Source organism: Serratia sp. CY76391, from assembly GCF_052166695.1.
Lineage (GTDB): Bacteria > Pseudomonadota > Gammaproteobacteria > Enterobacterales > Enterobacteriaceae > Serratia > Serratia nematodiphila.
The window spans coordinates 243,964-270,378 of record NZ_JBJNOJ010000005.1; the positions used below are offsets into that span (position 1 = coordinate 243,964).

The 26,415-nt window shown below is 53.1% G+C and carries 42 protein-coding genes and 2 tRNA genes; 20 read left to right on the plus strand and 24 right to left on the minus strand.

All coding sequences use genetic code 11. From position 1 onward, the window contains the following. The first annotated feature begins 314 nt into the window (after nucleotides 1–314). From rimJ to murJ, 4 genes are all read left to right on the plus strand, one after another. Nucleotides 315–899, plus strand: coding sequence for a ribosomal protein S5-alanine N-acetyltransferase (gene rimJ, locus ACJ8PN_RS10540; RefSeq protein WP_004929636.1), 585 nt, complete (start codon nucleotides 315–317; stop codon nucleotides 897–899). Between the two features lie 9 nt (nucleotides 900–908). Further along, on the plus strand, nucleotides 909–1,556 hold the full coding sequence (locus tag ACJ8PN_RS10545; RefSeq protein WP_442534886.1) for a YceH family protein: 648 nt from the start codon (nucleotides 909–911) through the stop codon (nucleotides 1,554–1,556). Beyond that, complete coding sequence (locus ACJ8PN_RS10550) at nucleotides 1,549–2,469, plus strand: Gfo/Idh/MocA family protein (protein WP_004929639.1); 921 nt, start codon at nucleotides 1,549–1,551, stop codon at nucleotides 2,467–2,469. Before ACJ8PN_RS10545 ends, ACJ8PN_RS10550 begins: the two co-directional genes overlap by 8 nt. 106 nt (nucleotides 2,470–2,575) lie before the next feature. After that, nucleotides 2,576–4,111 (plus strand): murein biosynthesis integral membrane protein MurJ, encoded by a 1,536-nt coding sequence (gene murJ, locus ACJ8PN_RS10555; protein ID WP_028127483.1) that lies wholly within the window; start codon nucleotides 2,576–2,578, stop codon nucleotides 4,109–4,111. A 63-nt stretch (nucleotides 4,112–4,174) separates the two neighbouring features. Here murJ and argS read toward each other — a convergent pair whose 3' ends face one another. Further along, entirely contained in the window at nucleotides 4,175–5,905 is a 1,731-nt protein-coding gene (gene argS, locus ACJ8PN_RS10560) for an arginine--tRNA ligase (protein ID WP_442534887.1), read from the minus strand. Between the two features lie 831 nt (nucleotides 5,906–6,736). Here argS and ACJ8PN_RS10565 point away from each other — a divergent pair. Then, entirely contained in the window at nucleotides 6,737–7,303 is a 567-nt protein-coding gene (locus tag ACJ8PN_RS10565; RefSeq protein WP_171454188.1) for a VOC family protein, read from the plus strand. Here the strand turns inward: ACJ8PN_RS10565 and ACJ8PN_RS10570 are convergent. Continuing rightward, nucleotides 7,300–8,448 (minus strand): MalY/PatB family protein, encoded by a 1,149-nt coding sequence (locus tag ACJ8PN_RS10570; RefSeq protein WP_171454187.1) that lies wholly within the window; start codon nucleotides 8,446–8,448, stop codon nucleotides 7,300–7,302. The two genes, ACJ8PN_RS10565 and ACJ8PN_RS10570, sit on opposite strands and share 4 nt — an antisense overlap. Before the next feature lie 101 nt (nucleotides 8,449–8,549). On the opposite strand from ACJ8PN_RS10570, the gene cutC reads away from it, so the two are divergent. Next, nucleotides 8,550–9,308 (plus strand): copper homeostasis protein CutC, encoded by a 759-nt coding sequence (gene cutC / locus ACJ8PN_RS10575; RefSeq protein ID WP_171454186.1) that lies wholly within the window; start codon nucleotides 8,550–8,552, stop codon nucleotides 9,306–9,308. Nucleotides 9,309–9,541: 233 nt separating this feature from the next. Here cutC and ACJ8PN_RS10580 read toward each other — a convergent pair whose 3' ends face one another. The 21 genes from ACJ8PN_RS10580 to ACJ8PN_RS10680 all read right to left on the minus strand — a co-directional run bounded on the left by ACJ8PN_RS10580 (nucleotide 9,542) and on the right by ACJ8PN_RS10680 (nucleotide 16,530). Further along, entirely contained in the window at nucleotides 9,542–9,799 is a 258-nt protein-coding gene (locus ACJ8PN_RS10580; protein ID WP_110662693.1) for a pyocin activator PrtN family protein, read from the minus strand. Next, a complete protein-coding gene (locus ACJ8PN_RS10585) occupies nucleotides 9,796–10,149 on the minus strand; it encodes a hypothetical protein (RefSeq protein WP_442534888.1) in 354 nt (117 codons plus the stop codon). Before ACJ8PN_RS10585 ends, ACJ8PN_RS10580 begins: the two co-directional genes overlap by 4 nt. 10 nt (nucleotides 10,150–10,159) lie before the next feature. Beyond that, nucleotides 10,160–10,402 carry a hypothetical protein gene (locus ACJ8PN_RS10590; protein ID WP_442534889.1) on the minus strand — a complete coding sequence of 81 codons (243 nt, stop codon included), beginning with the start codon at nucleotides 10,400–10,402 and terminating at the stop codon, nucleotides 10,160–10,162. Next, a complete protein-coding gene (locus ACJ8PN_RS10595) occupies nucleotides 10,395–10,706 on the minus strand; it encodes a ClpX C4-type zinc finger protein (RefSeq protein WP_442534890.1) in 312 nt (103 codons plus the stop codon). Before ACJ8PN_RS10595 ends, ACJ8PN_RS10590 begins: the two co-directional genes overlap by 8 nt. Beyond that, nucleotides 10,706–11,179, minus strand: a complete 474-nt coding sequence (locus ACJ8PN_RS10600; protein WP_442534891.1) for a hypothetical protein — start codon at nucleotides 11,177–11,179, stop codon at nucleotides 10,706–10,708. Before ACJ8PN_RS10600 ends, ACJ8PN_RS10595 begins: the two co-directional genes overlap by 1 nt. Further along, nucleotides 11,176–11,397: a hypothetical protein gene (locus tag ACJ8PN_RS10605; protein ID WP_442534892.1), complete on the minus strand. Its 222-nt coding sequence runs from the start codon at nucleotides 11,395–11,397 to the stop codon at nucleotides 11,176–11,178. The genes ACJ8PN_RS10600 and ACJ8PN_RS10605 overlap by 4 nt, the downstream gene beginning before the upstream one ends. Then, nucleotides 11,394–11,519 carry a sodium:solute symporter gene (locus tag ACJ8PN_RS10610; protein ID WP_442534893.1) on the minus strand — a complete coding sequence of 42 codons (126 nt, stop codon included), beginning with the start codon at nucleotides 11,517–11,519 and terminating at the stop codon, nucleotides 11,394–11,396. The genes ACJ8PN_RS10605 and ACJ8PN_RS10610 overlap by 4 nt, the downstream gene beginning before the upstream one ends. Beyond that, nucleotides 11,516–11,875, minus strand: coding sequence for a DUF5406 family protein (locus ACJ8PN_RS10615; protein ID WP_442534894.1), 360 nt, complete (start codon nucleotides 11,873–11,875; stop codon nucleotides 11,516–11,518). The genes ACJ8PN_RS10610 and ACJ8PN_RS10615 overlap by 4 nt, the downstream gene beginning before the upstream one ends. Further along, entirely contained in the window at nucleotides 11,872–12,702 is an 831-nt protein-coding gene (locus ACJ8PN_RS10620; RefSeq protein WP_442534895.1) for a Rha family transcriptional regulator, read from the minus strand. Before ACJ8PN_RS10620 ends, ACJ8PN_RS10615 begins: the two co-directional genes overlap by 4 nt. Continuing rightward, nucleotides 12,702–12,923 (minus strand): hypothetical protein, encoded by a 222-nt coding sequence (locus tag ACJ8PN_RS10625; RefSeq protein ID WP_442534896.1) that lies wholly within the window; start codon nucleotides 12,921–12,923, stop codon nucleotides 12,702–12,704. The genes ACJ8PN_RS10620 and ACJ8PN_RS10625 overlap by 1 nt, the downstream gene beginning before the upstream one ends. 2 nt (nucleotides 12,924–12,925) lie before the next feature. After that, the gene (locus ACJ8PN_RS10630; protein WP_442534897.1) at nucleotides 12,926–13,228 is read right to left on the minus strand and encodes an ANR family transcriptional regulator; all 303 of its coding nucleotides are present in this window, start codon (nucleotides 13,226–13,228) and stop codon (nucleotides 12,926–12,928) included. Then, entirely contained in the window at nucleotides 13,225–13,434 is a 210-nt protein-coding gene (locus ACJ8PN_RS10635; RefSeq protein WP_442534898.1) for a hypothetical protein, read from the minus strand. The genes ACJ8PN_RS10630 and ACJ8PN_RS10635 overlap by 4 nt, the downstream gene beginning before the upstream one ends. After that, nucleotides 13,431–13,610 (minus strand): hypothetical protein, encoded by a 180-nt coding sequence (locus tag ACJ8PN_RS10640; RefSeq protein ID WP_338858413.1) that lies wholly within the window; start codon nucleotides 13,608–13,610, stop codon nucleotides 13,431–13,433. Before ACJ8PN_RS10640 ends, ACJ8PN_RS10635 begins: the two co-directional genes overlap by 4 nt. Continuing rightward, nucleotides 13,610–13,981 (minus strand): hypothetical protein, encoded by a 372-nt coding sequence (locus ACJ8PN_RS10645; RefSeq protein ID WP_057523800.1) that lies wholly within the window; start codon nucleotides 13,979–13,981, stop codon nucleotides 13,610–13,612. The genes ACJ8PN_RS10640 and ACJ8PN_RS10645 overlap by 1 nt, the downstream gene beginning before the upstream one ends. A gap of 84 nt (nucleotides 13,982–14,065) precedes the next feature. Further along, nucleotides 14,066–14,509 (minus strand): hypothetical protein, encoded by a 444-nt coding sequence (locus ACJ8PN_RS10650; RefSeq protein ID WP_442534899.1) that lies wholly within the window; start codon nucleotides 14,507–14,509, stop codon nucleotides 14,066–14,068. After that, entirely contained in the window at nucleotides 14,476–14,697 is a 222-nt protein-coding gene (locus ACJ8PN_RS10655) for a hypothetical protein (protein ID WP_072269626.1), read from the minus strand. Before ACJ8PN_RS10655 ends, ACJ8PN_RS10650 begins: the two co-directional genes overlap by 34 nt. Nucleotides 14,698–14,700: 3 nt before the next feature. Continuing rightward, nucleotides 14,701–15,000 (minus strand): hypothetical protein, encoded by a 300-nt coding sequence (locus ACJ8PN_RS10660; protein WP_442534900.1) that lies wholly within the window; start codon nucleotides 14,998–15,000, stop codon nucleotides 14,701–14,703. Further along, the gene (locus ACJ8PN_RS10665; protein WP_442534901.1) at nucleotides 14,993–15,277 is read right to left on the minus strand and encodes a host cell division inhibitor Icd-like protein; all 285 of its coding nucleotides are present in this window, start codon (nucleotides 15,275–15,277) and stop codon (nucleotides 14,993–14,995) included. The genes ACJ8PN_RS10660 and ACJ8PN_RS10665 overlap by 8 nt, the downstream gene beginning before the upstream one ends. Then, on the minus strand, nucleotides 15,270–15,479 hold the full coding sequence (locus ACJ8PN_RS10670) for a hypothetical protein (RefSeq protein ID WP_342122242.1): 210 nt from the start codon (nucleotides 15,477–15,479) through the stop codon (nucleotides 15,270–15,272). Before ACJ8PN_RS10670 ends, ACJ8PN_RS10665 begins: the two co-directional genes overlap by 8 nt. Beyond that, a complete protein-coding gene (locus tag ACJ8PN_RS10675; RefSeq protein WP_442534902.1) occupies nucleotides 15,461–15,661 on the minus strand; it encodes a hypothetical protein in 201 nt (66 codons plus the stop codon). Before ACJ8PN_RS10675 ends, ACJ8PN_RS10670 begins: the two co-directional genes overlap by 19 nt. Before the next feature lie 293 nt (nucleotides 15,662–15,954). Next, complete coding sequence (locus tag ACJ8PN_RS10680; protein WP_156866220.1) at nucleotides 15,955–16,530, minus strand: helix-turn-helix domain-containing protein; 576 nt, start codon at nucleotides 16,528–16,530, stop codon at nucleotides 15,955–15,957. A 116-nt stretch (nucleotides 16,531–16,646) separates the two neighbouring features. On the opposite strand from ACJ8PN_RS10680, the gene ACJ8PN_RS10685 reads away from it, so the two are divergent. The 14 genes from ACJ8PN_RS10685 to ACJ8PN_RS10750 all read left to right on the plus strand — a co-directional run bounded on the left by ACJ8PN_RS10685 (nucleotide 16,647) and on the right by ACJ8PN_RS10750 (nucleotide 26,019). After that, nucleotides 16,647–16,901 (plus strand): hypothetical protein, encoded by a 255-nt coding sequence (locus tag ACJ8PN_RS10685; RefSeq protein WP_156866219.1) that lies wholly within the window; start codon nucleotides 16,647–16,649, stop codon nucleotides 16,899–16,901. A 51-nt stretch (nucleotides 16,902–16,952) separates the two neighbouring features. Further along, nucleotides 16,953–17,213, plus strand: coding sequence for a hypothetical protein (locus ACJ8PN_RS10690; RefSeq protein ID WP_442534903.1), 261 nt, complete (start codon nucleotides 16,953–16,955; stop codon nucleotides 17,211–17,213). A 32-nt stretch (nucleotides 17,214–17,245) separates the two neighbouring features. After that, entirely contained in the window at nucleotides 17,246–17,530 is a 285-nt protein-coding gene (locus ACJ8PN_RS10695; RefSeq protein ID WP_442534904.1) for a hypothetical protein, read from the plus strand. 439 nt (nucleotides 17,531–17,969) lie between these two features. Continuing rightward, nucleotides 17,970–19,547 (plus strand): DEAD/DEAH box helicase, encoded by a 1,578-nt coding sequence (locus tag ACJ8PN_RS10700; protein ID WP_442534916.1) that lies wholly within the window; start codon nucleotides 17,970–17,972, stop codon nucleotides 19,545–19,547. Then, a complete protein-coding gene (locus tag ACJ8PN_RS10705) occupies nucleotides 19,544–20,509 on the plus strand; it encodes a DUF7146 domain-containing protein (protein WP_442534905.1) in 966 nt (321 codons plus the stop codon). The genes ACJ8PN_RS10700 and ACJ8PN_RS10705 overlap by 4 nt, the downstream gene beginning before the upstream one ends. Then, nucleotides 20,506–20,694, plus strand: a complete 189-nt coding sequence (locus tag ACJ8PN_RS10710) for a hypothetical protein (protein WP_442534906.1) — start codon at nucleotides 20,506–20,508, stop codon at nucleotides 20,692–20,694. The genes ACJ8PN_RS10705 and ACJ8PN_RS10710 overlap by 4 nt, the downstream gene beginning before the upstream one ends. Further along, entirely contained in the window at nucleotides 20,687–21,118 is a 432-nt protein-coding gene (locus ACJ8PN_RS10715; protein ID WP_442534907.1) for an antiterminator Q family protein, read from the plus strand. The genes ACJ8PN_RS10710 and ACJ8PN_RS10715 overlap by 8 nt, the downstream gene beginning before the upstream one ends. Nucleotides 21,119–21,273: 155 nt before the next feature. Then, nucleotides 21,274–21,675, plus strand: a complete 402-nt coding sequence (locus tag ACJ8PN_RS10720; protein ID WP_442534908.1) for a type II toxin-antitoxin system PemK/MazF family toxin — start codon at nucleotides 21,274–21,276, stop codon at nucleotides 21,673–21,675. A gap of 215 nt (nucleotides 21,676–21,890) precedes the next feature. Further along, nucleotides 21,891–22,196, plus strand: coding sequence for a hypothetical protein (locus ACJ8PN_RS10725; RefSeq protein WP_442534909.1), 306 nt, complete (start codon nucleotides 21,891–21,893; stop codon nucleotides 22,194–22,196). A gap of 360 nt (nucleotides 22,197–22,556) precedes the next feature. Next, a tRNA-OTHER gene (locus tag ACJ8PN_RS10730) sits at nucleotides 22,557–22,631 on the plus strand. Nucleotides 22,632–22,633: 2 nt separating this feature from the next. Next, nucleotides 22,634–22,705 (plus strand) — tRNA-Gly (locus tag ACJ8PN_RS10735). Between the two features lie 1,019 nt (nucleotides 22,706–23,724). After that, entirely contained in the window at nucleotides 23,725–24,336 is a 612-nt protein-coding gene (locus ACJ8PN_RS10740) for a hypothetical protein (protein WP_442534910.1), read from the plus strand. 478 nt (nucleotides 24,337–24,814) lie between these two features. Beyond that, a complete protein-coding gene (locus ACJ8PN_RS10745; protein WP_442534911.1) occupies nucleotides 24,815–25,348 on the plus strand; it encodes a hypothetical protein in 534 nt (177 codons plus the stop codon). A gap of 101 nt (nucleotides 25,349–25,449) precedes the next feature. Further along, the gene (locus ACJ8PN_RS10750; RefSeq protein ID WP_442534917.1) at nucleotides 25,450–26,019 is read left to right on the plus strand and encodes a hypothetical protein; all 570 of its coding nucleotides are present in this window, start codon (nucleotides 25,450–25,452) and stop codon (nucleotides 26,017–26,019) included. Here the strand turns inward: ACJ8PN_RS10750 and ACJ8PN_RS10755 are convergent. Continuing rightward, nucleotides 26,000–26,158, minus strand: coding sequence for a hypothetical protein (locus ACJ8PN_RS10755; protein ID WP_442534912.1), 159 nt, complete (start codon nucleotides 26,156–26,158; stop codon nucleotides 26,000–26,002). The genes ACJ8PN_RS10750 and ACJ8PN_RS10755 overlap by 20 nt on opposite strands. Nucleotides 26,159–26,415: the final 257 nt, after the last annotated feature.

The following is a 26,415-nucleotide window of genomic DNA, read 5'->3' on the forward strand; positions in this document are numbered from 1 at the left end:
AGGCAACCCCACCATTCTCTACCCAATTGCCGAACGGCAACAGGTGCGGAGTAGATAATATTTTTTTATCGTCAAGGTGTTACCTGTGCTGCAAAATGGGCGGAAAAACGCCGTAAAACGCGTATTCGGCGATTTACTGAGCGACCGAGGTTTTACCTCGGGGGCGGGCTACGGTTATATTGAATGCAGGGAAGTGCGGTTCTGAAGCGCTATTGGCAAAATAAAGTCATGCCATCAGATCGGCATTGGGTGATTATCCACGCGGCTTCCCAATAAATACTTCTTATCGAACCGTTTTGACTGCGGGGGAAATGATGTTCGGCTACCGCTCTGCATCGCCAAAAGTACGTCTTACTACCGACCGGATGGTGGTCCGTTTAGTACATGAACGGGATGCCTATCGTCTGGCGGATTATTATGCCGAGAACCGAGCCTTTCTCAAACCCTGGGAGCCGGTACGCGACGAAAGCCATTGTTATCCTTCCGGCTGGCAGGCGCGTCTGGGGATGATCGCTGAAATGCAAAAGCAGGGCAGCGCCTACTATTTTATCCTGCTCGATCCAGAAGAGCAGGAAGTGCGCGGCGTGGCGAACTTCAGCAACGTGCTGCGCGGTTCGTTTCACGCCTGTTTCCTCGGTTATTCGTTGGGGGAGAAATGGCAGGGGCAGGGGCTGATGTTCGAAGCCTTGCAGTCCGCCATCCGCTATATGCTGCGCCAACAGCGCATGCACCGCATCATGGCCAACTATATGCCGCACAACCAGCGCAGCGGCGCATTGCTGACGCGTCTGGGATTCGAACGCGAAGGTTACGCCAAGGATTACCTGCTGATCGACGGCCAGTGGCAAGACCACGTTTTGACGGCATACACCAATAAAGAGTGGCTACCCCCACGTTGAGGCCAAACGATGAAATATGAGTTGAACGCCAAAGAGGCTCGGGTTATCGGCTGCCTGTTGGAAAAACAGGTCACGACCCCGGATCAATACCCGCTTTCGCTGAATGCCATCACGCTGGCATGTAACCAAAAGACCAACCGTGAACCGGTGATGGATCTGAGCGAAAGCGAAGTGCAGCAGCAGCTCGATCTGTTGCTGCGCAAACATTTCTTGCGCACCCTCAGCGGATTCGGCAACCGGGTAGTGAAGTACGAACAGCGGTTTTGCAACTCCGAGTTCGGCCAACTGAAACTTTCGCCCGCCGAACTGGCGGTGATCGCCACCTTACTGCTGCGCGGCGCGCAAACGCCCGGCGAGCTGCGCACGCGCACCAACCGAATGCACGAGTTCAGCGATGTCAGCGAGGTCGAACAGGTGTTGCAACAGCTGGCCACGCGCGAAGATGGCCCGTTCGTGGTGCGCCTGGCGCGTGAGCCGGGCAAGCGCGAAAGCCGATTCATGCATCTGTTCAGCGGCCAGATTGATGAAGCGCCGCCGGCGGCGTTCGAATCTGAGTTCGACGGCGAACTGAGCGCCAGGGTTAGCGCATTGGAAAGCGAAGTGGCGGAACTGAAACGGCAGTTGCAACACCTGTTGGTGAGGGATGCGAATGACTAAATTGCGTGTAGGCGTGGTGGGATTGGGCAGTATCGCGCAGAAGGCTTACCTGCCAATCCTCGGCCAGGCGGCGGACTGGACGCTGGTAGGCGGTTTTTCGCCCAATCAGCAAAAAGCGCAGCCGCTGTGCGACAGCTACCGCATGGCCTGTTTCTCCCGGCTGGACAGCCTGGCCGAACAGTGCGACGCGGTCTTTGTTCACAGCAGCACCGCCAGCCATTTTTCGGTAATAGGCGAGCTGCTGAACCGCGGCGTGCACGTTTACGTCGATAAACCGCTGGCGGAGACGCTGGAGCAGGGCGAGCAGTTGCTTGAGCTGGCCGAGCGGCGAGGCAAAACGCTGATGGTGGGGTTCAACCGGCGTTTCGCGCCGCTTTACCGGCAGCTCAAGCAGCAAATGAACCAGCCGGCCTCCATTCGCATGGATAAACATCGGGCGGACAGCGTCGGCCCGCACGATCTGCGTTTTACCCTGTTGGATGATTACCTGCACGTGGTGGACACGGCGCTGTGGCTGGCGGGCGGCGGCGAGCAACTGCTGAGCGGCAGCGTGCGCACCAACGCCGCAGGCGAAATGCTGTACGCCGAGCATCACTTCGCCTGCGGCGATACGCAGGTGACGACCAGCATGCATCGCCGCGGCGGCAGCCAGCGCGAAAGCGTGCAGGCGGTGACAGACGGCGCGCTGTATCAGTTGACCGATATGCGCCACTGGCTGCGTGAAGATGCGCAGGGCGAGTTGGAACAACCGGTGCCGGGCTGGCAAAGCACGCTGGTGCAACGCGGCTTCGACGGTGCGGTGCGGCATTTCCTTGATGCCGTCGCCAATCAGAGCGCGCCGGAAACCGGCGGCGAACAGGCGCTGCTTGCCCAGCGGGTGGTCGAGCGTTTGCTGCGGGATAACTCTATGTAACATCTGGCGGTAGCTATTCTTTTCCGGATGCGTAAACTGAGCCGATTGTTTCACTGACGCCTGCTGTTGCAGGCGTTGATATTTACGGTACCTATCAGACAACCACATGAACCTACTCAAATCCTTGGCTGCCGTCAGCTCGATGACGATGTTTTCGCGGGTGTTGGGCTTTGCCCGCGATGCGATCGTCGCGCGGGTGTTCGGGGCCGGCATGGCAACGGACGCCTTCTTCGTGGCGTTCAAACTCCCGAATCTGTTACGCCGTATCTTTGCCGAAGGGGCATTTTCGCAGGCCTTCGTGCCGATCCTGGCCGAATACAAAAGCCAGCAGGGCGACGAGGCGACACGCACTTTTATCGCCTATGTCTCCGGGCTGCTGACGCTGGTGCTGGCGGTGGTGACGGTGCTGGGGATGTTGGCCGCGCCCTGGGTTATCTATCTCACCGCGCCGGGCTTTACCGATACGCCCGACAAGTTTGCCCTGACGTCGGCGCTGCTGCGCATCACATTCCCCTATATTCTGTTGATCTCGCTGGCGTCGCTGGTGGGGGCGATCCTCAATACCTGGAACCGCTTCTCGATCCCGGCCTTTGCGCCAACGCTGCTTAACGTCAGCATGATTGGCTTCGCGCTGTTCGCCGCACCGTATTTCCACCCGCCGGTGCTGGCGCTGGCGTGGGCGGTGGTAGTGGGCGGCGTGCTGCAACTGGGCTATCAGCTGCCGCACCTGCGCAAGATCGGCATGCTGGTGCTGCCGCGCCTCAAATTGGGCGATGCCGGAGTCTGGCGGGTAATGCGTCAGATGGGGCCGGCGATCCTTGGGGTGTCGGTCAGTCAAATCTCGCTGATCATCAACACTATCTTCGCATCGTTCCTGGTATCCGGCTCGGTGTCCTGGATGTACTACGCCGACCGCCTGATGGAGTTTCCTTCCGGCGTGCTGGGCGTGGCATTGGGCACCATCCTGCTGCCGTCGCTGGCCAAAAGCTTCTCGAGCGGCAACCACGACGAGTATTCGCGCCTGATGGATTGGGGGCTGCGCCTGTGTTTCCTGCTGGCGTTGCCGAGCGCCATTGCGCTGGGCATTTTGGCCAAACCGTTGACCGTCTCGCTGTTCCAGTACGGCAAGTTCAGCGCCTTTGACGCGGCGATGACGCAACGCGCGCTGGTGGCTTACTCGGTGGGGCTGATGGGGCTGATCGTGGTTAAAGTGCTGGCGCCGGGCTTCTATTCGCGGCAGGACATCAAAACGCCGGTCAAGATCGCTATCATCACGCTGATCATGACGCAGGTGATGAACCTGGCGTTTATTGGTCCGCTGAAGCATGCCGGCCTGGCGCTGTCGATCGGCTTGGCGGCTTGCCTGAACGCCTCGCTGCTGTATTGGCAGCTGCGCAAGCAGAAGATCTTCCAGCCACAGCCGGGTTGGGCGCTGTTCCTCACTAAGCTGGTGATCGCCGTGCTGGCGATGTCGGCGGTGCTGATTGGCGTGATGTGGCTGATGCCGGCCTGGGATCAGGGCAATATGCTGGAACGTTTGCTGCGTTTGGCGGCGGTGGTGGTGGCCGGTGTGGTGGCCTACTTTGGCGTGCTGGCCGGGTTGGGCTTCCGCCCGCGTGATTTTGCGCGCCGCGTCGCCTGAGCCGAATGCAAGAACAAAAAAAAGGTCGCCTTGGCGACCTTTTTACTTTCTGCGCGGTGCGGCTTACATACGTTCGACGGTTTCGATACCCAGCGTATCCAGGCCGGTTTTCAGCGTTTTAGAGGTCAGCAGCGCCAACTTCAGGCGGCTCTGACGGGTTTCTTCGCTGTCGGCGTTCAGGATCTGGCAGTGCTCGTAGAAGCCGGAGAACAAGCCGGCCAGATCATACAGGTAGCTGCACATGACGTGAGGCGTGCCTTCACGTGCGACGGTGGTGAGCACCTCTTCGAACTGCAGCAGGCGGGTAGCCAGCGCAATTTCACGCTCTTCGGTCAGCGTCAGCGGCAGTGTCAGGCTGCTTTCGTCGATCCCGGCGCGCTTGAATACCGATGCCACACGGGTATAGGCGTATTGCATATAAGGCGCGGTATTGCCCTCGAAGGCCAGCATGTTGTCCCAGTCGAAGACATAGTCGGTGGTGCGGCTTTTCGACAGATCGGCGTATTTCACCGCACCGATGCCGACCACGCGAGCCACGGTCTTCATTTCGTCTTGCGGCATATCCGGGTTTTTGCCGGCGATCAGCTGTTCGGCGCGTTCGATGGCTTCATCCAGCAGATCGGAGAGCTTCACCGTGCCGCCCGAGCGGGTCTTGAACGGCTTGCCGTCTTTGCCCAGCATCATGCCGAACATGTGGTGTTCCAGCGAGACGGACTCCGGCACGTAACCGGCCTTGCGCACGATGGTCCAGGCCTGCATCAGGTGCTGATGCTGGCGGGAGTCGATGTAATACAGAACGCGGTTGGCGCCCAGAGTTTCGTAGCGATACTTGGCGCAGGCGATATCGGTGGTGGTGTAGAGGTAGCCGCCATCCTTTTTCTGGATGATGACGCCCATCGGGTCGCCGTCCTTATTCTGGTATTCGTCGAGGAACACCACGGTGGCGCCTTCGCTTTCCACCGCCAGCCCTTTGGCTTTCAGATCGGCGACGATGCCCGGCAGCATCGCGTTATACAGGCTTTCGCCCATCACGTCGTCTTCGGTCAGCGTCACGTTCAGGCGGTTATAGGTCAGCTGGTTTTGCGCCATGGTGATGTCGACCAGCTTGCGCCACATTTTCAGGCAGTACTGATCGCCGCCCTGCAGCTTCACGACGTAAGCGCGCGCACGCTCGGCGAATTCGGCGTCTTCGTCGTAGTGTTTCTTGGCTTCGCGATAGAACTGTTCCAAATCGGACAGACCCATGTCGCTGGCGTTTTCGTTCTGCATTTTTTCCAGGTAGGCAATCAACATGCCGAACTGAGTGCCCCAGTCACCGACGTGGTTGGCGCGAATCACTTTATGGCCCAAAAACTCCTGGGTACGCGCCGCGGCGTCGCCGATGATGGTGGAGCGCAGGTGGCCGACGTGCATCTCTTTCGCCACGTTCGGTGCGGAGTAGTCGATAACGATGGTTTGGGGCTCAACCGGCGCAATGCCCAGCTTCGGTGCGTTCAGCACCTGATCGGCCTGGCGGGCGACCCAATCGCTGTTCAGGAAAATGTTGATAAAGCCGGGACCGGCGATTTCCACTTTACCGGCGACGTCGCCGAGATCCAGCAGTTGCACCACTTTTTCCGCCAGCTGACGGGGCGGTATGCCCAGCTTTTTGGCGACTGACATCACGCCGTTGGCCTGGTAATCACCAAACTGTGCCTTGGCGGAAGGGCGGACCTGCGCTTCGCAATCGGCTGGCGCGCCAGCGGCGATCAGCGCCTGGCTGACTTTATCTGAAAGAAGAACCTGAATATTCACCGGGTTACCTTAATGACGAACGAGGGGCTGAAGCCAGCCCCTGCGGGATTCAACGGTGGCGGGCGCGATGGGCGACCGCCACAAAACAGCCTGTAATTGTAACCGATCTGACGGAGCCCGTCAGCAGTTGGCGCGGCCGCTGCGATGAAACAGTTGTCGAGGGCGGCGCGTTGATTGCCGGAAGGTGAAAGCAGAATGATCTGAACAGAATGTACGAAGGGGAGAGTTGCGAAGCTAGCGCTTTTTATTGCGGCGACCGGCATCCAGCGTGTTGGCGCTGCGTGATTTGAAATGACGGTAGATGGCGTATACGGCGATAATTATCAACACCAAGGATATCGTCAGCAATAACATAATGATCATCTCGAATTTAAATTTCCTCCAAAGTAGCTGAGTTGACTTGGTGAATCAATTGCCTGGGGGTAAATTAAGATAATCCTTAGTTTCCCATCAATTAATGGGGTTTATTGTCTTCTTTTACAATAGGTTGCGCTTATGGTTTTATGTGGTTTACATAAGTGGATCAGGTTTGATTAAACCAGACTATTCAATCGAGTTGACCAATGGACTGCAGAGAGTTTTTGTGCAAAATAACTTAAATCATAGCGTCATGAAGAAAAGGTATAATGGCTTGCGAAAAATCTTATTTTTTATTTTTCTGTTGCTTTAATAAGCTGTCATCTTAATAAGGGACTGGATTTTTTATTCTCCCCGTCCGCAACCAAAAATCATTCTGAACTGCCGCCGAAAAACGTCGTAACGGTGGCGAGCGCTGCCGCCACCGTGTAAATTACCGCGTTTAACTTTGCGCTCCGTTGTTTTGAGGTTTCTATGACCACTCCCTTGCAGGCCATTGCCGAGCTTGACGATCTGAAACTCGATTTGCCGCGTTTCGAGCAGGCGCTGCATCAATTTGCCGCCAAATTGCGGCTTGATCTGGCCGCGTTCACCGCCGATCACATCTCCCTGCGCTGTCACCAGAATGCCACCGCCGAACGTTGGCGCCAGGGGCTGATGCAGTGCGGGACACTGCTATCCGAATCGATGATCAACGGGCGGCCTATCTGTCTGTTCGATTTGTCTCAGCCGCTGGCCGTAGGGCCGTGGCGGATAGACTGCATCGAGCTGCCGTATCCTGGGGAGAAACGCTATCCGCACGAAGGCTGGGAACACGTCGAATTAGTGCTCAGTGGCGATCCTCAGACGCTGTACGCTCGGGCGTTGAGCCACCTTGCCGATGAAGCATTGTTGGCGCCGGGGATCAAGGTGAAGCAAAGCTCGCCAAAAGGCGAGGGCGAGCGGCTACCGAACCCGACGCTGGCCATCACCGACGGAACGGTCACGATCAAGTTTCATCCGTATTCCATTCGAGACATCGTCGCCAGCGAACAAGGTTAGCCAGGCAGCGCCGCACAGGCTCGCGCCATGCGATCGAGCGCTTCATCGAGCAGGGCCCATCGGCAACCAAAGTTAAGCCGTACAAAGCGCCGATCGCCGAAGTCCAGGCCGGCGCTTAACCCAACGCCCGCACGTTCGAAGAACTGATGCGGGTTATCTACCGGCAGCGTACTGCAGTCTATCCAGGCCAGGTAGGTGGCCTCGACGGGCAGCAACGTCAATCCCGGCATGGCGTTGATACGTTTTGTCAGCCGATCGCGATTGGCGCGCAGATAAATCAACTGCTCATCCAGCCAGGGTTGTCCGTATTGATAAGCCGCCTGCGCCGCCACCAGAGCCAACAGATTGACCTCCGGCACGATGCCGCTGCGCGCGCGTTTCAGCTTTTGTCGCAATGCTTCGTTGGGAACGATCGCCATTGAGGCGCCGAGCCCGGCGAGATTAAACGTCTTTGACGGTGACATCAGCGTCACGCTGCGTTGGGCCGCGTCTTCATTCAGGGTGGCGAAGGGGATATGCCGCGCGCCTGGCTCAAGCAGCAGTTCGCAGTGGATTTCGTCCGAACAGACGATTAAATCGTGTTCGCGAGCGAACTGATGGTGCTGCAACAACTCCTCTCGGCGATACACGGTGCCGCCGGGGTTCTGCGGGTTGCACAGCAACAGGAGTTTTTCGTTGCCGTTGAGCTGATCCTGCATCGAGGAAAAATCCAGTCCCCAACGCTGGTTGACCGCTGTTAAAGATACCGGAAGGTGTTTACGCCCGGCGAATTTGGCCGCTTTGCGAAACGGCGGATAGATGAGCGAGGGGGCCAGCGTGCTCTGATGTTCTTCGGTGCAGGCCCGCACGCACAGGTTCAGGCCACACACCAGGCCAGGCAGGAAAATGATCCATTCAGGCTTGATGTGCCAATCGTAGCGCTCTACCATGCGGCGGGTAAAAACCTCAATAAGATCAGGGGATGGGTGGGTGTAGCCGAATACGCCGTGTGCTACGCGGCGCTGCAAGGCTTCGATCACCGCCGGCGGTGAGGTGAAATCGCTGTCGGCGACCCAAAGCGGGATGATGTCGCTGCCGCGATATTTATCCCACTTAACGCTGTCACTGTGACTGCGGTCTACCCATTGATCAAAATTGAATGCCATAGTGATAACCCTGAGCCGGTTTATGCCTATGCATGAGCCTACGTGAGAAATGAAGAAATGAACAATTGCCGCCGTATGTTGGCCGTTATCTGGGGGTGACAATGATAAAACTGGAAGTTTGTTGCTTTAGCGTCGACTGTGCGCTGACGGCCGAACGGGCGGGCGCCGATCGCATCGAGTTGTGCGCCAGCCAGAGCGAAGGGGGATTGACGCCGAGTTATGGCACGCTGCGTCTGGCGCGCGAGCGGGTTTCGATCCCGGTGCATCCGATCGTTCGCCCGCGCGGTGGCGATTTCTGCTACGGCGCGGTGGATTTCGAAGTGATCAAACAAGATATCCGCCAAATTCGCGAGATGGGGTTCCCCGGCGTGGTGGTTGGCATGCTGGACGACGAAGGGCACATCGATCTGCCGCGCATGGGCGAAGTGATGAGGCTGTGCGAGGGCATGGCGGTGACCTTCCATCGCGCGTTCGACATGTGCCAGAATCCAATGGTGGCGCTGGAGCAACTGACCGAACTGGGGGTGGCGCGCATTCTGACCTCCGGCCAGCAGCAGAGCGCCGAACTTGGCCTGCCGTTGCTGCGCGATTTGCGCCAGGCCAGCCAGGGCCCGGTGATCATGGCGGGTGCCGGCGTGCGCCTCAGCAATCTGCACAAGTTTGTCGATATCGGCCTGCATGAACTGCACAGCTCTTCCGGCCATCTGGTGCCGTCGACCATGCGTTATCGCAAGGCGGGCGTTACCATGTGCTCCGATAACGAGTTTGACGAATTTAGCCATTATTGCGTGGATGGCGAAATGGTGGAGGCGATGAAAAACGCGCTGGCCTTGGTTGATCCTCTGGCGCAAAGCGCATAAGCACGCAGTTAGCCGCGTTTGACAACCGGTTTCCGGGCCGTAAGACCCCTTTGCGTGTCACTGAGCCCTCGGCGATCACGCAAGTACCAGGCCCCGGCGTTTTGTCGGGGTCGATTTTTTATTTATCAATTGGTTACTTTCATGTGGGGTGCTATTGGGGTGCCGCGCTATGCGAAAATGAACGGAAAAACCCAAGATAAGTACATAAAAAAACCGGGCAAAGCCCGGTCTGATTAGTTGTTTTGCATCGATTTGAAATACTCAACTCCCCGATCCCTCTGCTTGTCGATGTAATCTGCCAAGTCCTTTACGTGAATCATTCTTGGGGACTTCTGGCTATCCCCCATCCTGAAAGTGGGGATGGGAAGCTTACCAAGAGAAGCTTTTTTATCGGCCGTGGCTACCTTCATGCCGAAGTACTTCTCGCATACATCAGCAAGAGGGATCGACGCGGTATTGTACTCAGCCATCAGCAAAAACATTGTGTTCACTGGATACCCTCCAATTTCTTCTTGGCGCGCCGATCACATTCCAGGAATGCCTCCGGCGAGACCATTGTCATGAGCTCTTTCACCAGAAAATCGTTGTGTTGCTGGTGGATCTCCATATTCCTTACCTTCTCCTGCTGACGCAGAACAGCGAGGCGTGCAGTGATACGACGCCGGCTTGCTTTCCAGGCTGCCATTGCATGATTCGCTCGGTGGCGCCAGGCAGAGTCATTATCGATAGATGCCGATAACTGGTGCTCGATATGGCTGATTGAGTCCTCTGCGTCAACCAGCGCCTTGAGGTGGTCTTCGATGGTAACCAGCTCGGAAAAGTCAATTATTGGTTTTTTCATCGCAGACCCCTTAATGTCGCGGTTTAAAAATGCCATGAGCGATACAATCGCGGGCCAATGCCGTCTGGTGTTCATCACCTTTCCAGCGGCCAGAATCGACGAGGCCATTACGGTAACCATGCCAAAAGCTCTTTGACTTGGTGCTGTCTGGCTCCGGGTCGCCCTTGTAGCCAGAGCGATAGCCCTCGATGATCTCTTCGTCGTTCAACTTAACCAGCTCTTCCACGGTGCTTACTGGAGCAAATTCACTCATCTGCACCCTCGGTGTTCACTTTGCGATAGCCGGCATCGTATAGCGCAGCGGCCGCATCGTGGTTCTGCCATGAATCAGGCAGCTCGGACAGCAGCTCAACGATCTGCGCCGTCGCTTTCACGCGTTCCTTCTCTTCCCGCTCTGCAATGATTACGTTGCAGAGGCTGATGCATGCCGAGCAGATATTCACGCCAGGGCCGGTGATCAGCTGTTCGGCTGGCGGCTGCTCTTTGCAGAAGGTGCAAACTGTTTTTGGGTCTGGAGTGAACTCCACTCGTGCCCATTCCATCGGTTGCAGGAACATCACACACCCCCTTCGTAACAAAGCTGCATCAGGCGATACAGCCGCCGTCCCTCGCCCGCGCGGTACACCTCAGCCCATTCATGCCAATTAGCGGCGACAACCGCCCACTCCTTACCATGCTGTGACATGTCACGAATTTTACTTTCCAGCTCCGGCACGGCTTCAACCAGGCGCAGGCAACGGCCAAAGTCTGCCGGGTCGTGCGGGTAGGCATATTTGGCCTCGAACATGCCGCTCAGCTTGGACGCCATGAATCGGCTGCTCAGCCCGGTGTCGTCGCTGGCGAGCCACGCAGTAAGCCCCATGCCCCCCGATGCCTTTACCACTGGCTTAGCGAACTCCTGGCAGATGTTATTCGCCGCCTGGATGATCGTGTTGAAGCAGCGGCTTTCTACGCCGGCGCCTGGGTGCTGGCGGTCGATCTCTTTGGCGATGGCCGCCACGAGTTGAATCTGGTCAATTTGAACGCTCATCGTGCCATCTCCTGTAAAGCGATTTTGTAAACCTTCAACATCGGTGCCGAACGGCCAGACAGCACGGTTTTCATGAAGAACAACCCGCTACGGTGCGCGCTGACGCTGGTAAGAAACAGCGTTGTATCAACGACGCGGTTGTGCCGGCGGAACTCAAACACAGTGCTGGTCAGCGTGATCGTTGCGATGGAACCAAGGTCTCGGTAGTCGATTTTCACCAGATAAACCTCCCGATCAGTTCGGCCGTGCCGAGGAATGAAAAGAACCCCGCCGCCAGCCCGAACCCCGACAGGCTGGAGAAAAACAGCGTGAACATAATGAGTTCGAACACCTTTTTCATTGCTCTGCCTCCGGCTCAATGTTGATAATCTCGGCGCCAATCAGCATTTCTTTCAGCCAATCCTCGCCTTCCAGGCATTCATCCATACACTGCAGATTGCCGACGTTAATCACCGCCATCTCGTCATCTTTGCCGGTATCGTCATTGAAGAACGGGACGGTGCCCAATTGCTCATAAGCGACACCGATAGCGCTCTCAATAACGCTGAACCCGTTACTATTTCCGCCGACAACCACGTCTACCGATGTGCGGTATTTCCACTGGCCGAACGTCAGGCGGACGATTTGCTTTGCCATGCGGCCGCACAGCGTGTAGTTCGGGTCGTAGTTCATCACTTGGTTCTGAGTACCGATCATTGCTTGGCCTCCACAGCGGCTTTGTTGGCTTCAGTGACCTTCAGCGTGAAGCCGCCAAAGTCTGGGTGCTGCCAGCGTTTGCGCTTACCCGTCGGCGCTGTGGACTCATCGATCAGGGTGAAGACCGCCTCAGCGAAAGAGGCGTAATGGATCAGCAGGTGTCCGCGCTCGCCATTGGTCAGCTTGGTCGGCAGATTGGCGTAACTTGCCAGGCGCCGGCATGCTGCATCAGAGATACCAAAGGCCCACATCAGATCGATTACCGGGGAGAATTCCGGGGCTGACTGCGAGGCCATTGGTTCAGCGGAGACTGTCGATACCTGCGCCGCTGGTTCAGGTGATGCTGGTGGCAGAGCTTGAGCAGTAAACACCTGCGTGCTGGAAAGCTCCATCACTGCTTTCATCGTCGCGGATGCTGTAGCCTCTGCCACGACGCGGGCGACCGACAGAATGTGATCGGATGCGGAGATCGACTGCGGAGCCGGTGCCGGAGCTGCAAGGCGTGGTTGCGCCAGCTCAACCTTCATCGCCTGCCATTGCTTTACCAGCGCCAGGCGCCGATGCACGTCATAACCGGCAACGAGAGTTGTTGACAGGGTTTCATCAAGCCAAATCTCATCAATGACAGTTCGTCCGTTATATTCTTTATATACGATTAAAAACCCTTTAAATTCATCATCGTGTAAATCTGTACCGTCGATTCCAAGTTGTTCCAACATGGTTTTAATATCGCGAACGACCTGTTTGTGCTCTTTATCTACAGCGCTGGCGATGCCACGGCTGCCCATCAGTGGCTGACCGTTTACTACCTTCATTTGCTTTTCCATTATTTCGTCGCCTTCTTTAAGTTGATCCCCATGTGTTTTGCGTGCCGGCGCATACTCCGGTTCAGCGGCATCTGGATATTGCCGTCGGCCGTTCTGTACTCCGCCACTGACTTCTGCACGTTTCCGTATTCCCAAGCCTGCTGCCGGGTCAGCCTGTGCCCCTGCGCCATCGTCATGCAGCACATGCCTTGGCACGTTTTACTGCCGCTTTTCTTCGCCATCACTACGCCTCTTCGCTGGTGGTCTTGATATGGGTCTCTAGCGCCTCGGCCATCTTCTTCTTGGCCTTGGTTTTCGCTGCCTCCTTTGCTCGCTCGCTGGCGCTTTCTTGCAACAGCGCTCGGCGCTCCGTAAGGCTGTGGCGCTTTTCGCACAGTTCGGCGCGGGTGGCCGCCCAATACTGGTTAACCGGCTTCACCGCGAATGACTCAGCGATGCGCCAGAACGTGGCCGCCTGGATGAACTCTTCGGCCTTTTCGTGCTGGATAGCCCGCTGGGCAGCTTCGCTGTAGGGAATCTTTATCATTTGGCCTCCGGCGGCTGCGGCGTTGGTATGCCGTTGCCGAATGCACGAATCGACTCAGGCACACCATCCAGCAGGGTGATCATCGCGCAGACCATCGTGCGCTCTACCTGGTCGGTGTCATCGTTGCAGGACTCCAGCCACAGATTGAGGATCTGCTGCGCCTGTTCTACGCGACACTGGGCATCGATCAGCTGCATTGGCTTCATGCTTGCCTCACCCATTTTTCTGTGATGTCACTGATGACACCGATAATTTCCGCCTGAACTTGACGCTCGGAACTGTTGGCAGTAAGCGCCAAGGCTGCCTCGGCAAGAATGTGAATCTTCGCCATGTCGTCTATCAGAGCTAAATGTTCAGGAACCCTCAGTTCATTTGCTGGCATCAGGCCACCACCTGCAGCAGTTGGCTGCTTGGGTTGTGGAGCTTGTAGGCCACCGCGTCGATCATCATTTCTTCCATTGCTGACTTGCCGAGCGGCGTGAGGCGGCTACGGTCTTTGCTCAGCATTGCGTCGTAGGATTTAGCGATCTGCTCTTGGCCGCCGGCGATACCGAATTCAGCGCGAACCATGTTCTCGATGAACTCTTTCATCAGCGCTTCGACGCATTCCTGGGTCAGGTCAACGCGAACCACTTTCTTTTTCGAAATGACTACGTCAGACCATTTGCCGCCGAAATGGCGCTGGCAAAAATCCAGATAGGCGAGGGCGATACGCCGACGATTTAAAGCAATATTGTTAATCCACTGAGTCATCGTTAATTACCTGCTGTCTAAATTCAGGCCGAGCGAAACCGTCAGCCTGAAGGCCATAATTAAAATTTGTTGGCGGTTACTTAATTAGTACGGGCGGCGTTTCATTAAATCATCGTGCTTGCTCGCCCATTCGTCGTACTCGCGCTGCCATTTTTCTTTCTCTCTTTGTTTGGAGAGCAATAGTAAAATTCGACGCTTGGCTCGATCACGGCACTTGACGTAAGTAGGCAGTAAATCACCTCTAACCCAAACTTGTCGCTCAGCGTCGAAATGGTCATTTTCACGAATGCGAAAATTCATGAGCTGATAAACTTTCGTTGCCATAACCCGAGCCAAACAATCAATGGCTGCACTACGGCTCAGGTAGCGTTTGTAGGCGCCATGGCGATAAATAACGTATACGGGCATATCGATTTTACGAAAAGCATCTTCGATGCCGCCATTGTCGGCAATGTAGTCATCGCCTAAACGCTCATAATCAATTTTTTCAGGATTCACTTTTCTTCCTCCGGTGGCTTTACCGTCCATCCAGCTCTTTCAGCTAACTCAATAAACGTGCCGAGTGTTGCCGTAAATTCCTCTGGTGAGTGAGGGCGCGAAGCCTTTAATTCACCGTTCTCAATATAAACCGTCAGGCGGCCGCTAAAGTCCGGTGTAACGTTAATGATGACTTCATTCAGCAATGCCTTTGATGCTTGGCGCGTGAGAGTGCTCATTATTTAGCCCCCCCCCTGACGCTTATTTAGGGTGTGTTCGGCGACGCAACCATTTTGCTTTAAAACCTGAGCCATCCGAGGAAAGCTTCTTAGGACAGTTCCAATTAAGACGAGGTCTCGCTTGGCCTCTGCGTCCGTATACCCTTCACTTGCTTCAGCTTCCAAAACAAGATTACCGATAACCAACAATGCTGCGTCAATAGCGGCGGCACCGGCGAAGTAGGCTACCTGGCGTTCCCCGAGCGCCTCATCAGAGATACCGCTGAAATCCCTTACCATCAGTGCATGATAAATATCAGTCATGGCACACCTCGGTGATGCGTAGGCAACCTGCAAATGACAGCACATAATCGCGAGACAATTTTCTGCGTGCATCTTTTTCGTTTGTGGCCTTGATGCGCCACATCACAGGGCGTGACGTTGGATCACTGCGTAAAACAGATGCAAACAGGAAAATAGTTGTGCTATGCTCTTTGTCGATCGAATTAATACCAACGCAGGCATTAACTTTGATCTGGCTCCGGTGTTCGATTGGCGTCAGTGCCGGAGCCACTTCTTTATTCTTTACTAAGTTATTCATGTTTATTCACTCCCGGATAAACCAACTTTTCGATTTCACAAAGCTTGGCGTGCAATTCAACTGCAAACGAAAGCCCCATAGCTTGCAAAACTTCCGCATCCTTTTCGTTGTCAGCATTATCTACTGAGCGTAATGAAGCCACAGTGCGAAGAGATAAATTAATGCAGTCTGTGACTAAAAACTTCATCGTTGGTTGCTGCATTTGAACTCCTTTTCATATTCTCTTACTGCTGCTAAATAGTCTGATGCAATGGTGAGTAAACCCATCACCTCACCACTTTCATTTATGGATTGAAGAAAAATACTGGTGTTTACCATCGCCTCGACCCACGTCATAGCATCTTCAGGGTTTAAGGAGGCGTTTTCGAATTGTTTACCGGCCACTGATTACCTCCTCTGTTTCTGTAATCTGCACGCATCTATGATGTAACCGCTTCGCTTCATAGTGAGGCATGAATGAATGTGATTGCTTCGAATTGAATCAATCCTAGTTGGTTGCAAAATGAAGCGCAAGTGGTTTTGGAATTATTTGCAAAAAAATATTTTACTGTATATATTTACAGTGTCTTGGGTTTTTGCTGATGAGCGAGGCTATCGATGGAGATACTGCGGCTGGAAGAAGGAGTGTATGTTGAGCTTGTTAGGGCAAAGACCGAGAACCAGCCTTTGCCTCGCATTTACTTTTTTAGATTGATGCTGATGAATGTGACAACCCCGGAAATCCCTGAAGGAGAAGGGACTGGAATCAATGGCACCCGATCATCATCAACACCAAAGAACATGTAACCGCCAACATTCATCAGCCGGAAAACACTTTTACCATTGGGCGTCTCTACAAAAACGAGGTCGTTATGTTTAGGGGGGATTTTATTATCAACAACAACGATAGCACCAACAGGAACTGCTGCTATCCCTGTGTTTTCATTGATTTCAAAAGCAACCCGCCCCCTCATTGTTGCTGGCACATAGATGGATTCGTATCGGTTTTTTCCTGAACCATTCAGGATCGGGACGGGAACCAGTTCGCTTTTTATTACTTCAGTTGTACTGTCTTCACCATCACCAAAAAGTAGCCATTGACGTGTTACGCCCAATGCATCTGCGATAGCAAATATTTCATCTAGCTTTGGCTCCCTGATTCCATTGAACCAGCCACTGACAGTGGATCTCCCCTTTCCCAGTATCTCTGCAAGTCCTTCGTGAGAGATGCCTTTTTGCTCCGCTACCTTCCTTGCTCTTTCATGCCATTTCATTTCGTTACCCTCGCGTGGTTTTTAAACATGGTTGCATATTGCGCCTGACTAGTCTGTTGACTTTTGCAACCATAGCACCATAATTGAGTGATTCAAAACGCAACCGAGGGGTTGAAATGAACCCAATTAAGCGCTTCAAAGATGAAAAAGGCGTTACCTATTTGGAGTTGTGCAACCTGCTAGGAGAAGAGAGCAGGTATGAAAAATCCTTAGTCAACATTGCAAATGGCAAAAGGCTAGTGCCCGCATCGAAGGTTATTCGATGGGCTGCGGCCATGAATATTCCTGGAGAATCACTCCGCCCAGATCTTTATCCGTCCATGGATGTGCCTGCTTGGCATGAAACTGAGAAGGGCAATATCCATGCCTAACCCCCTCAAAACCATTATGCCGGCAGTTTACTGCCAGGCGGAGGATCAGCGATGAACCCAGCGAAATTTATTGAGAAGCACATCGCTGCCGCGCTAGTGGCTGAGGGCTTTCCGCCTTTGGTGGTCGAGGGGGGGGTAAAGCGCGGACTGGAACACTTCCGCAGAATGTCTCAGCCGAGCAAGAAAGGCGGGGCGTTCGATGATTGCCTTATCCGTGCACGGTTGTGGGCACAGGGGCAGACACCGACGGCAGAGCGGAAAGCTGGCAAGAAACGTACCGCCAAGGTGGCGGCACAGCCAGTTCTGTTTTGACATGGCATACCAGAGAGCTACCGGAGGTTTGAATGTATCCGGATTTTCAGCAAATAGGCTTGCCCGAACTGTACTGCCAAGCGGATGCGAGTTGGATACAAGAGCAGTTGCAGCAGTTAACGCCATCGCTACGGCGAAAAGTGGCGGTGAAGTATGCCGAGGTTTATCAGGCTGCGTTTGACGCTGAACCCGTCTCCTATCGGCAGGAGAACCGGGCAAGGCATGAAGCCAATACGCGGCTACGCCTGTTCGTGAAAAGTCACGGCAAGGCATTGCAGGGGCACACGGCCAGTCCGCCCCTGGCAGGGAAGCGATAAGCACCCTGAGGATAACCAGACTTAAAGGTGTTTGGTTTTGGATGGCTAAATGTCTAACCACCTATACCGCTATCCGTTTTTTTTGGGGAAGAGGGAAGAGGGGGGTAAGGGGGGGGATGGGAGCAGGGGAAGGAATAGCGCCTTTTCCAACAGACAACTCCTTAGGTTAGGTAGAGCACGATCTAGGGGTTATATCCCATTGAATGGCTGGAGGTATAGACGGCTGGATGTTTAAACGATTCGAGGGCGTTTCTTCTGGAAGAGTAAATCGGACAGCGGGAACGGAAGTTAGAGGTCGGCTGGTTGCCTTGAGGGAGGTCAACCAGCCATGTGAAGGGGAAGTTATGCCAACCACATCACGACGCGATTATCGCACTGGCGGCAAGGGGGCACAATGCTGAGCATCAAACCGAATTTCGCACAGGAACGCGCACTGAACATGCTGCGCCGAGACTGGAAGGGGTTTAACTCGTTCATGGTCTACATGCCCACCGGCAGTGGCAAAACCGGACTGGCAGCATTCATCGCCGATGGTCACGTTAGCCGGGGTAAGCGCGTGCTTTTCGTCGCCCCTTACACCATTTTGATTAACCAGACTTCGCAGCGCTTTATTGAGTATGGGCTACCGGAAGACGAGATTAGTTTCATCTGGCAGAAACACCCGAGTTACGACCCGTCGCTGAAGATCCAAATCGCCAGCGCCGACACACTGATCCGCCGGGAGTTCCCCGACAACATCGATCTGCTGATTATCGATGAAGCACACCTGCGCCGACAGGAAATCCTGATTGAGATTGAACGCCTGGTACGTGAAACGCACGTGAAGGTGATCGGTCTGTCTGGCACGCCCTTCTCGCCGTTCCTGGGTAACTACTATCAGCAGTTGGTGAAACCAACCACCATCAGCGAACTGATCCACCGTGGTGATCTTAGCCGCTATGAGTTCTATGCACCGACCAAGCCTGACCTGAAAGGCGTGAAAACCAACAAGTCCGATGATTACGGACGTGACTACAACGAAAAGCAGTTGGCCGAGGTCATGTGCGGCGCTGATCTCGTTGGTGACATCGTGGACAACTGGCTGAAGAACGGCCGGGATTTGCCGACAGTGGCGTTCTGCGTCAACAAAGATCACGCCAACTTCGTGACGATGCGGTTTAACCAGGTGGGCATCAACGCTGAGGTTATGGTTGATAAAACCCCGCAGGAAGAACGTCAGTTAATCATCCACCGGTTCGAAACCGGCGCCACGAAGATTATCGTCAGCGTTGGTGTGCTGGTGGCAGGTTTTGACAGCGATGTGCGCTGCGTCATCTATGCCCGCCCCACCAAGAGTGAGATCCGCTGGCTTCAGGCCCTTGGACGCGGTCTCCGTACAGCTCCCGGCAAAGAGTCATGCCTCATTTTCGACCATAGCGGAACGGTATTGCGACTGGGTTTCCCTGACTCCATCGAATACGACGAATTGCCCTCCAAAAGCGACGGCATGAAAAGTGCGGCCGCCAAAGTTGCCGAAGAACGTCAGGAAAAAATGCCCAAGGAATGCTCAGAGTGCCATTACATGAAGCCGGCAGGGGTTTATGTCTGCCCAAAGTGTGGCTTCAAACCTCTTGTCGGCCAGGATGTGGAGACTGATACCCAGCGCGGTTTGAAAAAGCTCGGCAAAGGGGAGCGCACCTTCACCAAATCCGACAAACAGCAGTGGTGGAGCCAAATCAAGTTCTATCAACGCCAGCGAGCATCGATGGGTAAACCGATCAGCGACGGCTGGTGCAAACACACCTTTCACGACAAGTTCGGCGAGTGGCCGAACGACCTGAGTGATTTCCCCATGGAGATCACCCCGGAGGTCAACAGCTTCATCAAGCACAAGCAGATCAAATTTGCTAGGGGGCGTGAGAAATCTGCATCCACAGCATCGCAACCCTGCGCCGAAATCCCGACTACCACGATGAAAGTTATTGGCGCCAGAAAACATCTTGAAGAAATGCGCAAACATTTGAGGAAAGCAGTGTGAAGACGACTGAAGCAGCGAGAGGCCGTTGGGCCGAGATTTTTGAATATTTTGGGCTGCCGCCAATCACGGGCAAAAACCACTACAAGGGAGAGTGTCCGGTCTGTAGCGCCCGTGGAAAGTTCCGCATAGACGACGGCGACGGCAAGGGAACTTGGATCTGCACCTGCGGCAGCGGCGACGGCATGAAGCTGCTCACTTTGACGCAGGGCAAATCTTTTTCGGCGCTGTGTGTGGAGATCGATCAGCTCATTGGCAACAGCTACCGACATCTGAACGTACCGGTCAATAGTACGGCAGCGAAGAAGCGCCAACGTGTTATCAGCAAATATTCGAAGATGGTCGGGCTTCGTGGCACGACCGCCGCGAATTACCTGCGCCAGCGCGGCATAAATCGCCTTCCAACTGACGCTGTGCGTTTCTGCGAACGTCAGCGCCATGCTGGCCGGGTATTCCAGGCGCTCTATTCTCTGGCGACCGATGACAAGGGTGAGCTCTGCTATCTGCATCGCACACTGCTGGATGGTGACCGAAAAGCAGACATCGGCGAAAGCGCCAAGCTTCTCAACTCCCTTCAGGAACCAACATACCTTGACCATGCCCGCTCTGTGGCCATCCGCATGTTTCCGGTGGCGTCAACTATGGGTGTAGCGGAAGGGATCGAGACGGCGCTCTCCTGCTATCAGATTTACGGGGTCAATACCTGGGCGACCATCAACAGCACGTTCATGAAGAAATTCCGTGTTCCGGCCGGCGTTAAGCATCTCATCGTCTTCGCCGACATGGATGCGCACTCAGCGACCGGACAGGCGGCGGCCTTTGAATGCGCGCATGCGAACCTGCTTGCCAAGAACGACCTGATCTCGGTCAGCGTCCGCTGGCCCGACCACAACGACTTCAACGATATGCTCATGAATGGCGATCAGGTTCGTGAGTTGGTTTTCTACAAAAAGGTGGCGGCATGAATCTAACCCACGAAGACGAGCACACCATCGCCCAATACATCCGCGCAGCACATGGCGGATACACAGGGCCGGTGGCGTTGTGGATGAAGCGTCTGGAGGAATTACACATGCCGTTCAGTCGGCTGGTGGTTATGACGGCGATGATGAAGGCAAAACACGAATCGAAGAGGGCGAACAATGCGTGATATCCAACTTGTTTTAGAGCGGTACGGCGCATGGGCTGCCAATGAAGGAGCTGGCGTTTATTATTCGCCGATCGCTGGTGGGTTCAAAGGGCTGCTACCGCCAACGGGAAAATCTCGGCCGGCGTGCTGCGACGACGACGGATTGATCGTTAATTCGGCGGTTGCGTGCCTGAAGAAAAAAGACCCGTACCTGAGTACGCTACTGGAGTGGAATTACATTCACCGCATACCGGTGCGCACCATTGGCGACAAGCTGGGGATTTCGCACACGCAGGTGTTGAAGCGCCTACAGGCGGCAGAGGGCTTTATCGATGGTTGCCTGGCAGCGTTGAATGTCCCGCTCGAAATGGACAGGTACTGCCAGAAAGAAAATGTTTATCCGCCCGCAATGAAAAAGCTTGTGGAATTCCAAAAGGCGGGATAATCTGCTAAGAGTGGTTTCTACGCCACACAGCTTATCATCGGAACCTCGCCAGAAATGGCGGGGTTTTGTTTTTTAACGCAATGCGTTGAGGTCGCGGAGTTCATGGCGTATAGGGTAATATTGCTGTCATACTTTTGAACTGAGACGGATGATAAATGGCCCTAAAGTTCCAGCCTAAAACCCGGAATGTTGTCATGTGCGACTTCTCTGGTTTCGTCGCGCCAGAAATGATAAAAATCAGGCCAGTGGTTGTGATTGCCCGAAATCGATACAACAATAAGTTGGTTACTGTCGTGCCGCTCAGTACGACCCAGCCTGTACCAGCACGGGATTGTCATCACCAAATATCGGTCAACCCATTGCCTGATAAGTCACAGATTTTGTGTTGGGCAAAATGCGACATGGTTACCACTGTTTCTATCGACCGCCTGGACCGATACAAGGTGCGAACGGTTGCCGGGCGTGATTACGTTATTCCTGTAATTTCAGAAGAAGATTTTGATTTTATTAAAAAAGCTGTACTCTGCGGTATGGGGATGAAGCATCTCACTCTGTAAAATTAAGCCAGATACTCGTTGACTTAATAACTGCGGTAATAAATACTAGTTACGTACCCTTAGGGGACTTGCGAGACTTCCTGGTAACGGGAAGCCAGGCGCGGGGAAAAGGCGATGACAAGCCACCGCTCCTGTGAAAGGGCATCAGAAATGGTGCCCTTTGTCACTTTCTCAACCCGCCATTGTGCGGGTTTTTGCGTATCTGGAGCCCAGAAATGTCAAAGCACGTAACCGAGAGTCTTGTATTCCGACCTGCGAGCGAATTACCGACCGCTGACCTTGATGGACGTGCGGTGCTGGTTCTCAATCCCTGCGACGGTTGGCATGATGGATTTGTCCGTGCTCGTGAAGAGGATGGCGAGGTTTATCACGTTGGCATTTATCCTTGGATGGGTAGAGAAATGACACCTCACGATTTCTATATCACCTGGGCGCTACTGCCTGACGAAAATAAGCTGGCAGAGAAATTCGAGGCTGAGAGAAGTTGCTTGTTGTTATGGGGTAAAGGTGTTGCATTTTAAAGTGATGCAGTTAACACATCACTCATAAATCAAGCCCAGGATATTTACAATATTGAATCGTCTGGTAATCTGCTGCCCGAGCATCGAGATAATCGGCTTTGTGCTCGCACCCTATAATTATAAATATATTTCTTACATCACCAGTATCCCCGCCATAGTGCGGGGTTTTTTGCTTTCCGAAGCTCAAGGAGCGGTAGGTAGTATACTCGGTGGGGGGGGGGGGGGTAAAATTTTGTGATGACCATCAGGTTTTTTCACGTTGCTAATTTACCTTCATAATCTCACATGCTTAGAGTTCGCCGCGTTGTGACATTGGGCTCTCCTTGTTTTGATTGTCGCCTGAAGATGGGCGACTTTTTTCCGCCATTAGCTCAGCAGGAAGAGCAACGACCATTAAGTTGTAGGTACGGGGGTCGAGGCCTCGATGGCGGACCAATGCGGTCATCGTATAATGGCTATTACCTCAGCCTTCCAAGCTGATGATGCGGGTTCGATTCCCGCTGACCGCTCAAGAAAATTGCTTTTCAGCCTGCGAAGATGGGATAACCCGGAGTGGCTGGAAAGCGCACCAGAAGGGCACATTCAGTTGATAGGCACTATCGCATCCCTTGGTGGGGGGGGTATCTGAGTGTGCCCTTCGGTGTGAAGTAACGGCCGGAATAAACTGCATCTTTACCGTTCTGGCTAATTGCGGCAGCTTTTCTATTCCGAAAGCTTGTCCATCAGCTTGTGACGTCATAGTCATAGATGACATACATAAACCAACTCACGATGAGTATCAGCACCACACACCAACCGATCACTATCCAAAATAATTTCATTAGTCCCCCCTAATTGTTGCCAAATACTTAGCAATGGTAGGGGATGGAAGGCAATGATTTGTGGTTTAGTTTTTTACTGGCGAATCGATTGGTTAAAAATTGTGCTTGATTATTCTAATCTCCCTGCTTGAGTGTGTTGCTGTTGCAGTGAATCCCACTATGCGTCGGGGTGAAACAGCGGCAATTCAACCAGGAATTTGCTTAAAAGACCACGAGCCACGGTGGCTGGCCAACGGCTCACTGGGAGGCACCCAGCACTGCAACGCTGACTTTATACACTTGTGGGGCCTTGGATACACAAATGGGCGATAGCATGATTGTTATGTAACGTGAAGACAAACCATCCAACTATCAGAGTTAACACGGCGATCCAGACAATTATTTTTTCAAAAAGCCTCATATTTTCTCCCATGTATTTAGCTGAAGGTTGGCAATGATTGGTAGTGAAATGCAACATACCTTTCCGGCATCACAACATAAAGCGAACTGCAGCGAGAAAAAACGCTTGCGGTATTATCCTTCCGTTCATATTTTCTGCGTGAGCCGGTTTATGGCCTGCTCTCACTTGCTATTCTGGTGTTGAATTGACAGCCAGGAAAGACCGGCACCCAGACCTTTAGCTCAGTAGGTGGCGTGGGGGGGGAATCAGCAAGCCACCAACTGGTTGCTATTTGCAGTACATTGAAATTCTATCGGAGATATTTATCATGGGGAATTATTTTAGCAAGTTACGATTATTACATGTTTTGCGATGGATTCTCGGAGTGCCCCTTATTTTTGCATCTTTAGGATGCTGGGCTGATACCAGTTACAAAGTTACGTTCTATAATACGACTTCGGTACCGGTTGTTCTATCTGGCCCTCAGGCTATTCATGATAAAAAGGGTATTCCTTGGGGTGACCTCAGCACATGCATGGTTGATTGGAATTTACCGATGGATGCGACAACCATTCAACCATATGGAGGGCTGTATTCCTTCGTGATACGTGATAAGAACGGCATTTTTGCTTGCGACAATAGTAATAAATGGGATACTTGGTATTTGGATGTTCCTGCACGCAATGGTATGGTAGCGGCCACACTTTTGGTGCGTTGGCGACACGGCAGGACTGACGTCTTTGAACATGATGGGTGGACATCGGACGTAACAGTTAAGCCAACCAGTTGGTCGGATGATGCCAGTCAGCCCAATTATTCCTTACAAGATTATATTTCGTATGTCCACGATGGTCACGGGCAGAACATGTTTAATAAATATGTACCTGATAAGGGGCCACCGGAAGAAGTAAATGTATACATCGGGAAACTAGGGAACTAGTTCTTTGGTGTTTCCTGTCAATAATGTCTATTGTAAGAATTTTTCGTACAGTTGACACCTAAAACCAAGCCTGTTTGTAAAGTCACGAAAGGGTATTTCTTCTGAAATATCCTTTTTATTGTACTGTGTTCACATTTAATCAGCTGGCTCTCCAAACTACGGGCAATGACTCGACATGAAGATCCAGGAAACGGCTCACTCGCCTTCTTAATGAGAACACCGGGAGATTCACCATCGATGATAACGGCATGGCGGCTACCGACTTCAATCACCCGGACGTTCGCCGGGAGATGATGAGGAAGGGGCAGGTGACCTCGAAGATAGTATGTGTGGGGCAGATTTCAGCCGCTGGTGGTGAATTTCAGCGGGAGGAGAGCCGCAGGCGACAATTACGCACCGCGACATCGCGACAACTACAGGCCCATGCATATGCGTGGGCTTTTTTGATATTCACAAACTTAGCCTCTCGGTGATAAGCATGCATATTCGTGTTGAAAACTGTTTGGAAAAAAGCATGTCAATTACATTCAATGAGTTAAAAGAAAAACACTTGCAGTTAGGGAGGGCTCAGTGGGATTTGCGGCGGAAGCTTCAAAACATGGCTCGAAAACTTCTTTTTGAGTACGGGGACTCTCTTTCACTCCCATCTATAGAGTGGGTTGATTCAAAGGGGGATTCACATCCCTATGTTGAAATGGGGGTGTGGGATACCAAAAACGGTGAGTTTGATATGTGTCGTCCTCCACAACTAACGATGGATGACGATTATATTTTGCACTTTGCTATAGCTACCACTCTTGATGACCATCCACTTACTGGAGGTTATCGGCAGGGTGTTAGTGTTTCGCTTTGGTACGACCATGCACAACTTAATGTGAATGTTGGTGACGGAAATGAAATGGCACATTTCTTGGTGTCTGGTGATGATGGTGGATTTTTTGAAGTATGCGCTGCCATTAAGGCTTTGATAAATCTTGCGATAGACAAATCCATGCCTAACCACCGCCTCTGATTATTGAAGAATGCAACCATTTCAAAGCTTCGCATAACGCGGGGCTTTTTTGTCGCTGGGGCGTAAAATTTTTTCACTGGAAAACTTTCGAGACGATAATGATGAGCTATTTACCTGATGATTATTTTCTGGATGCCGACGATGAATTGGTCGATTTTCTGGAGAAACATGGGGAGGAATGCATAAGGGGGATACACCAGTCGAACATGCTCAATAAAGAGAATGGGCAAAAACTCTTGAGTCTGTTAATTGTTGGCGTGGGTTCCTCATTCCTTCTCTTAACGCAAAGACTGCGTGTTGACTTTCTTAGTGTGGGGATGGCTGTTTTTGCTGTGTATTGGGCATTCTGCGCTATCTATCTTGTTCTGCGAGTGCTGGCTGTCAGGCAGAGGGCATTGGTGTCATCTACCCCTTACGCTTTATATCATGATGATTACAAAGGATTCGGTCTCGCAGATTACGAATCTTTTAAGAAGAAAGGTTTTACCGGAAAAGATTCGACGCTCAGCATTCTCAGGCGCTACCGTCTTGCAGATCTGACCAGCATTGCCGAGTTGGGTAAGAAAGAGAATGTCAGGATAGGTCGCGAACTTGAAAGGGTAAGAATTGCGGCAATCCTTACCCCCATTTGTGCACTTATCGTGTCAGCACTTACTTATCTTTTCTTTTGAAACGATCCAGGGAATCGGCAACCATAAATGTTCCCGTTCTAAGATTTCGTTCGCGAGGTGGTGTTGGTGCCGGAGCCGGTTTTTCCTGTTGATTCGGCTGCGGCTTGATGTTTTCGGCTGGTTTATTTGTTTCACTCATTTATTGCTCCTTTTGTTGTTAATGGTTGCTTTCGCAAATCGACCCTATCACCGGCAGGGCATACGCCGCCAGACGTACTCTGGCACCCATTCAGGGCTGCACTTCGGTGTGGCCTTTTTTATTTCAGGCAAGGAAAAATTCATGAACAAGAAAAGGACGCGGCTGGTGGTCAATTCGCTGCTGCTGGTGGCTATTGTTGCTATGGCTGCATGTTCTGCTGTGTCGTTCACACATGCCAACGGCGCAAGGGGGCAGAG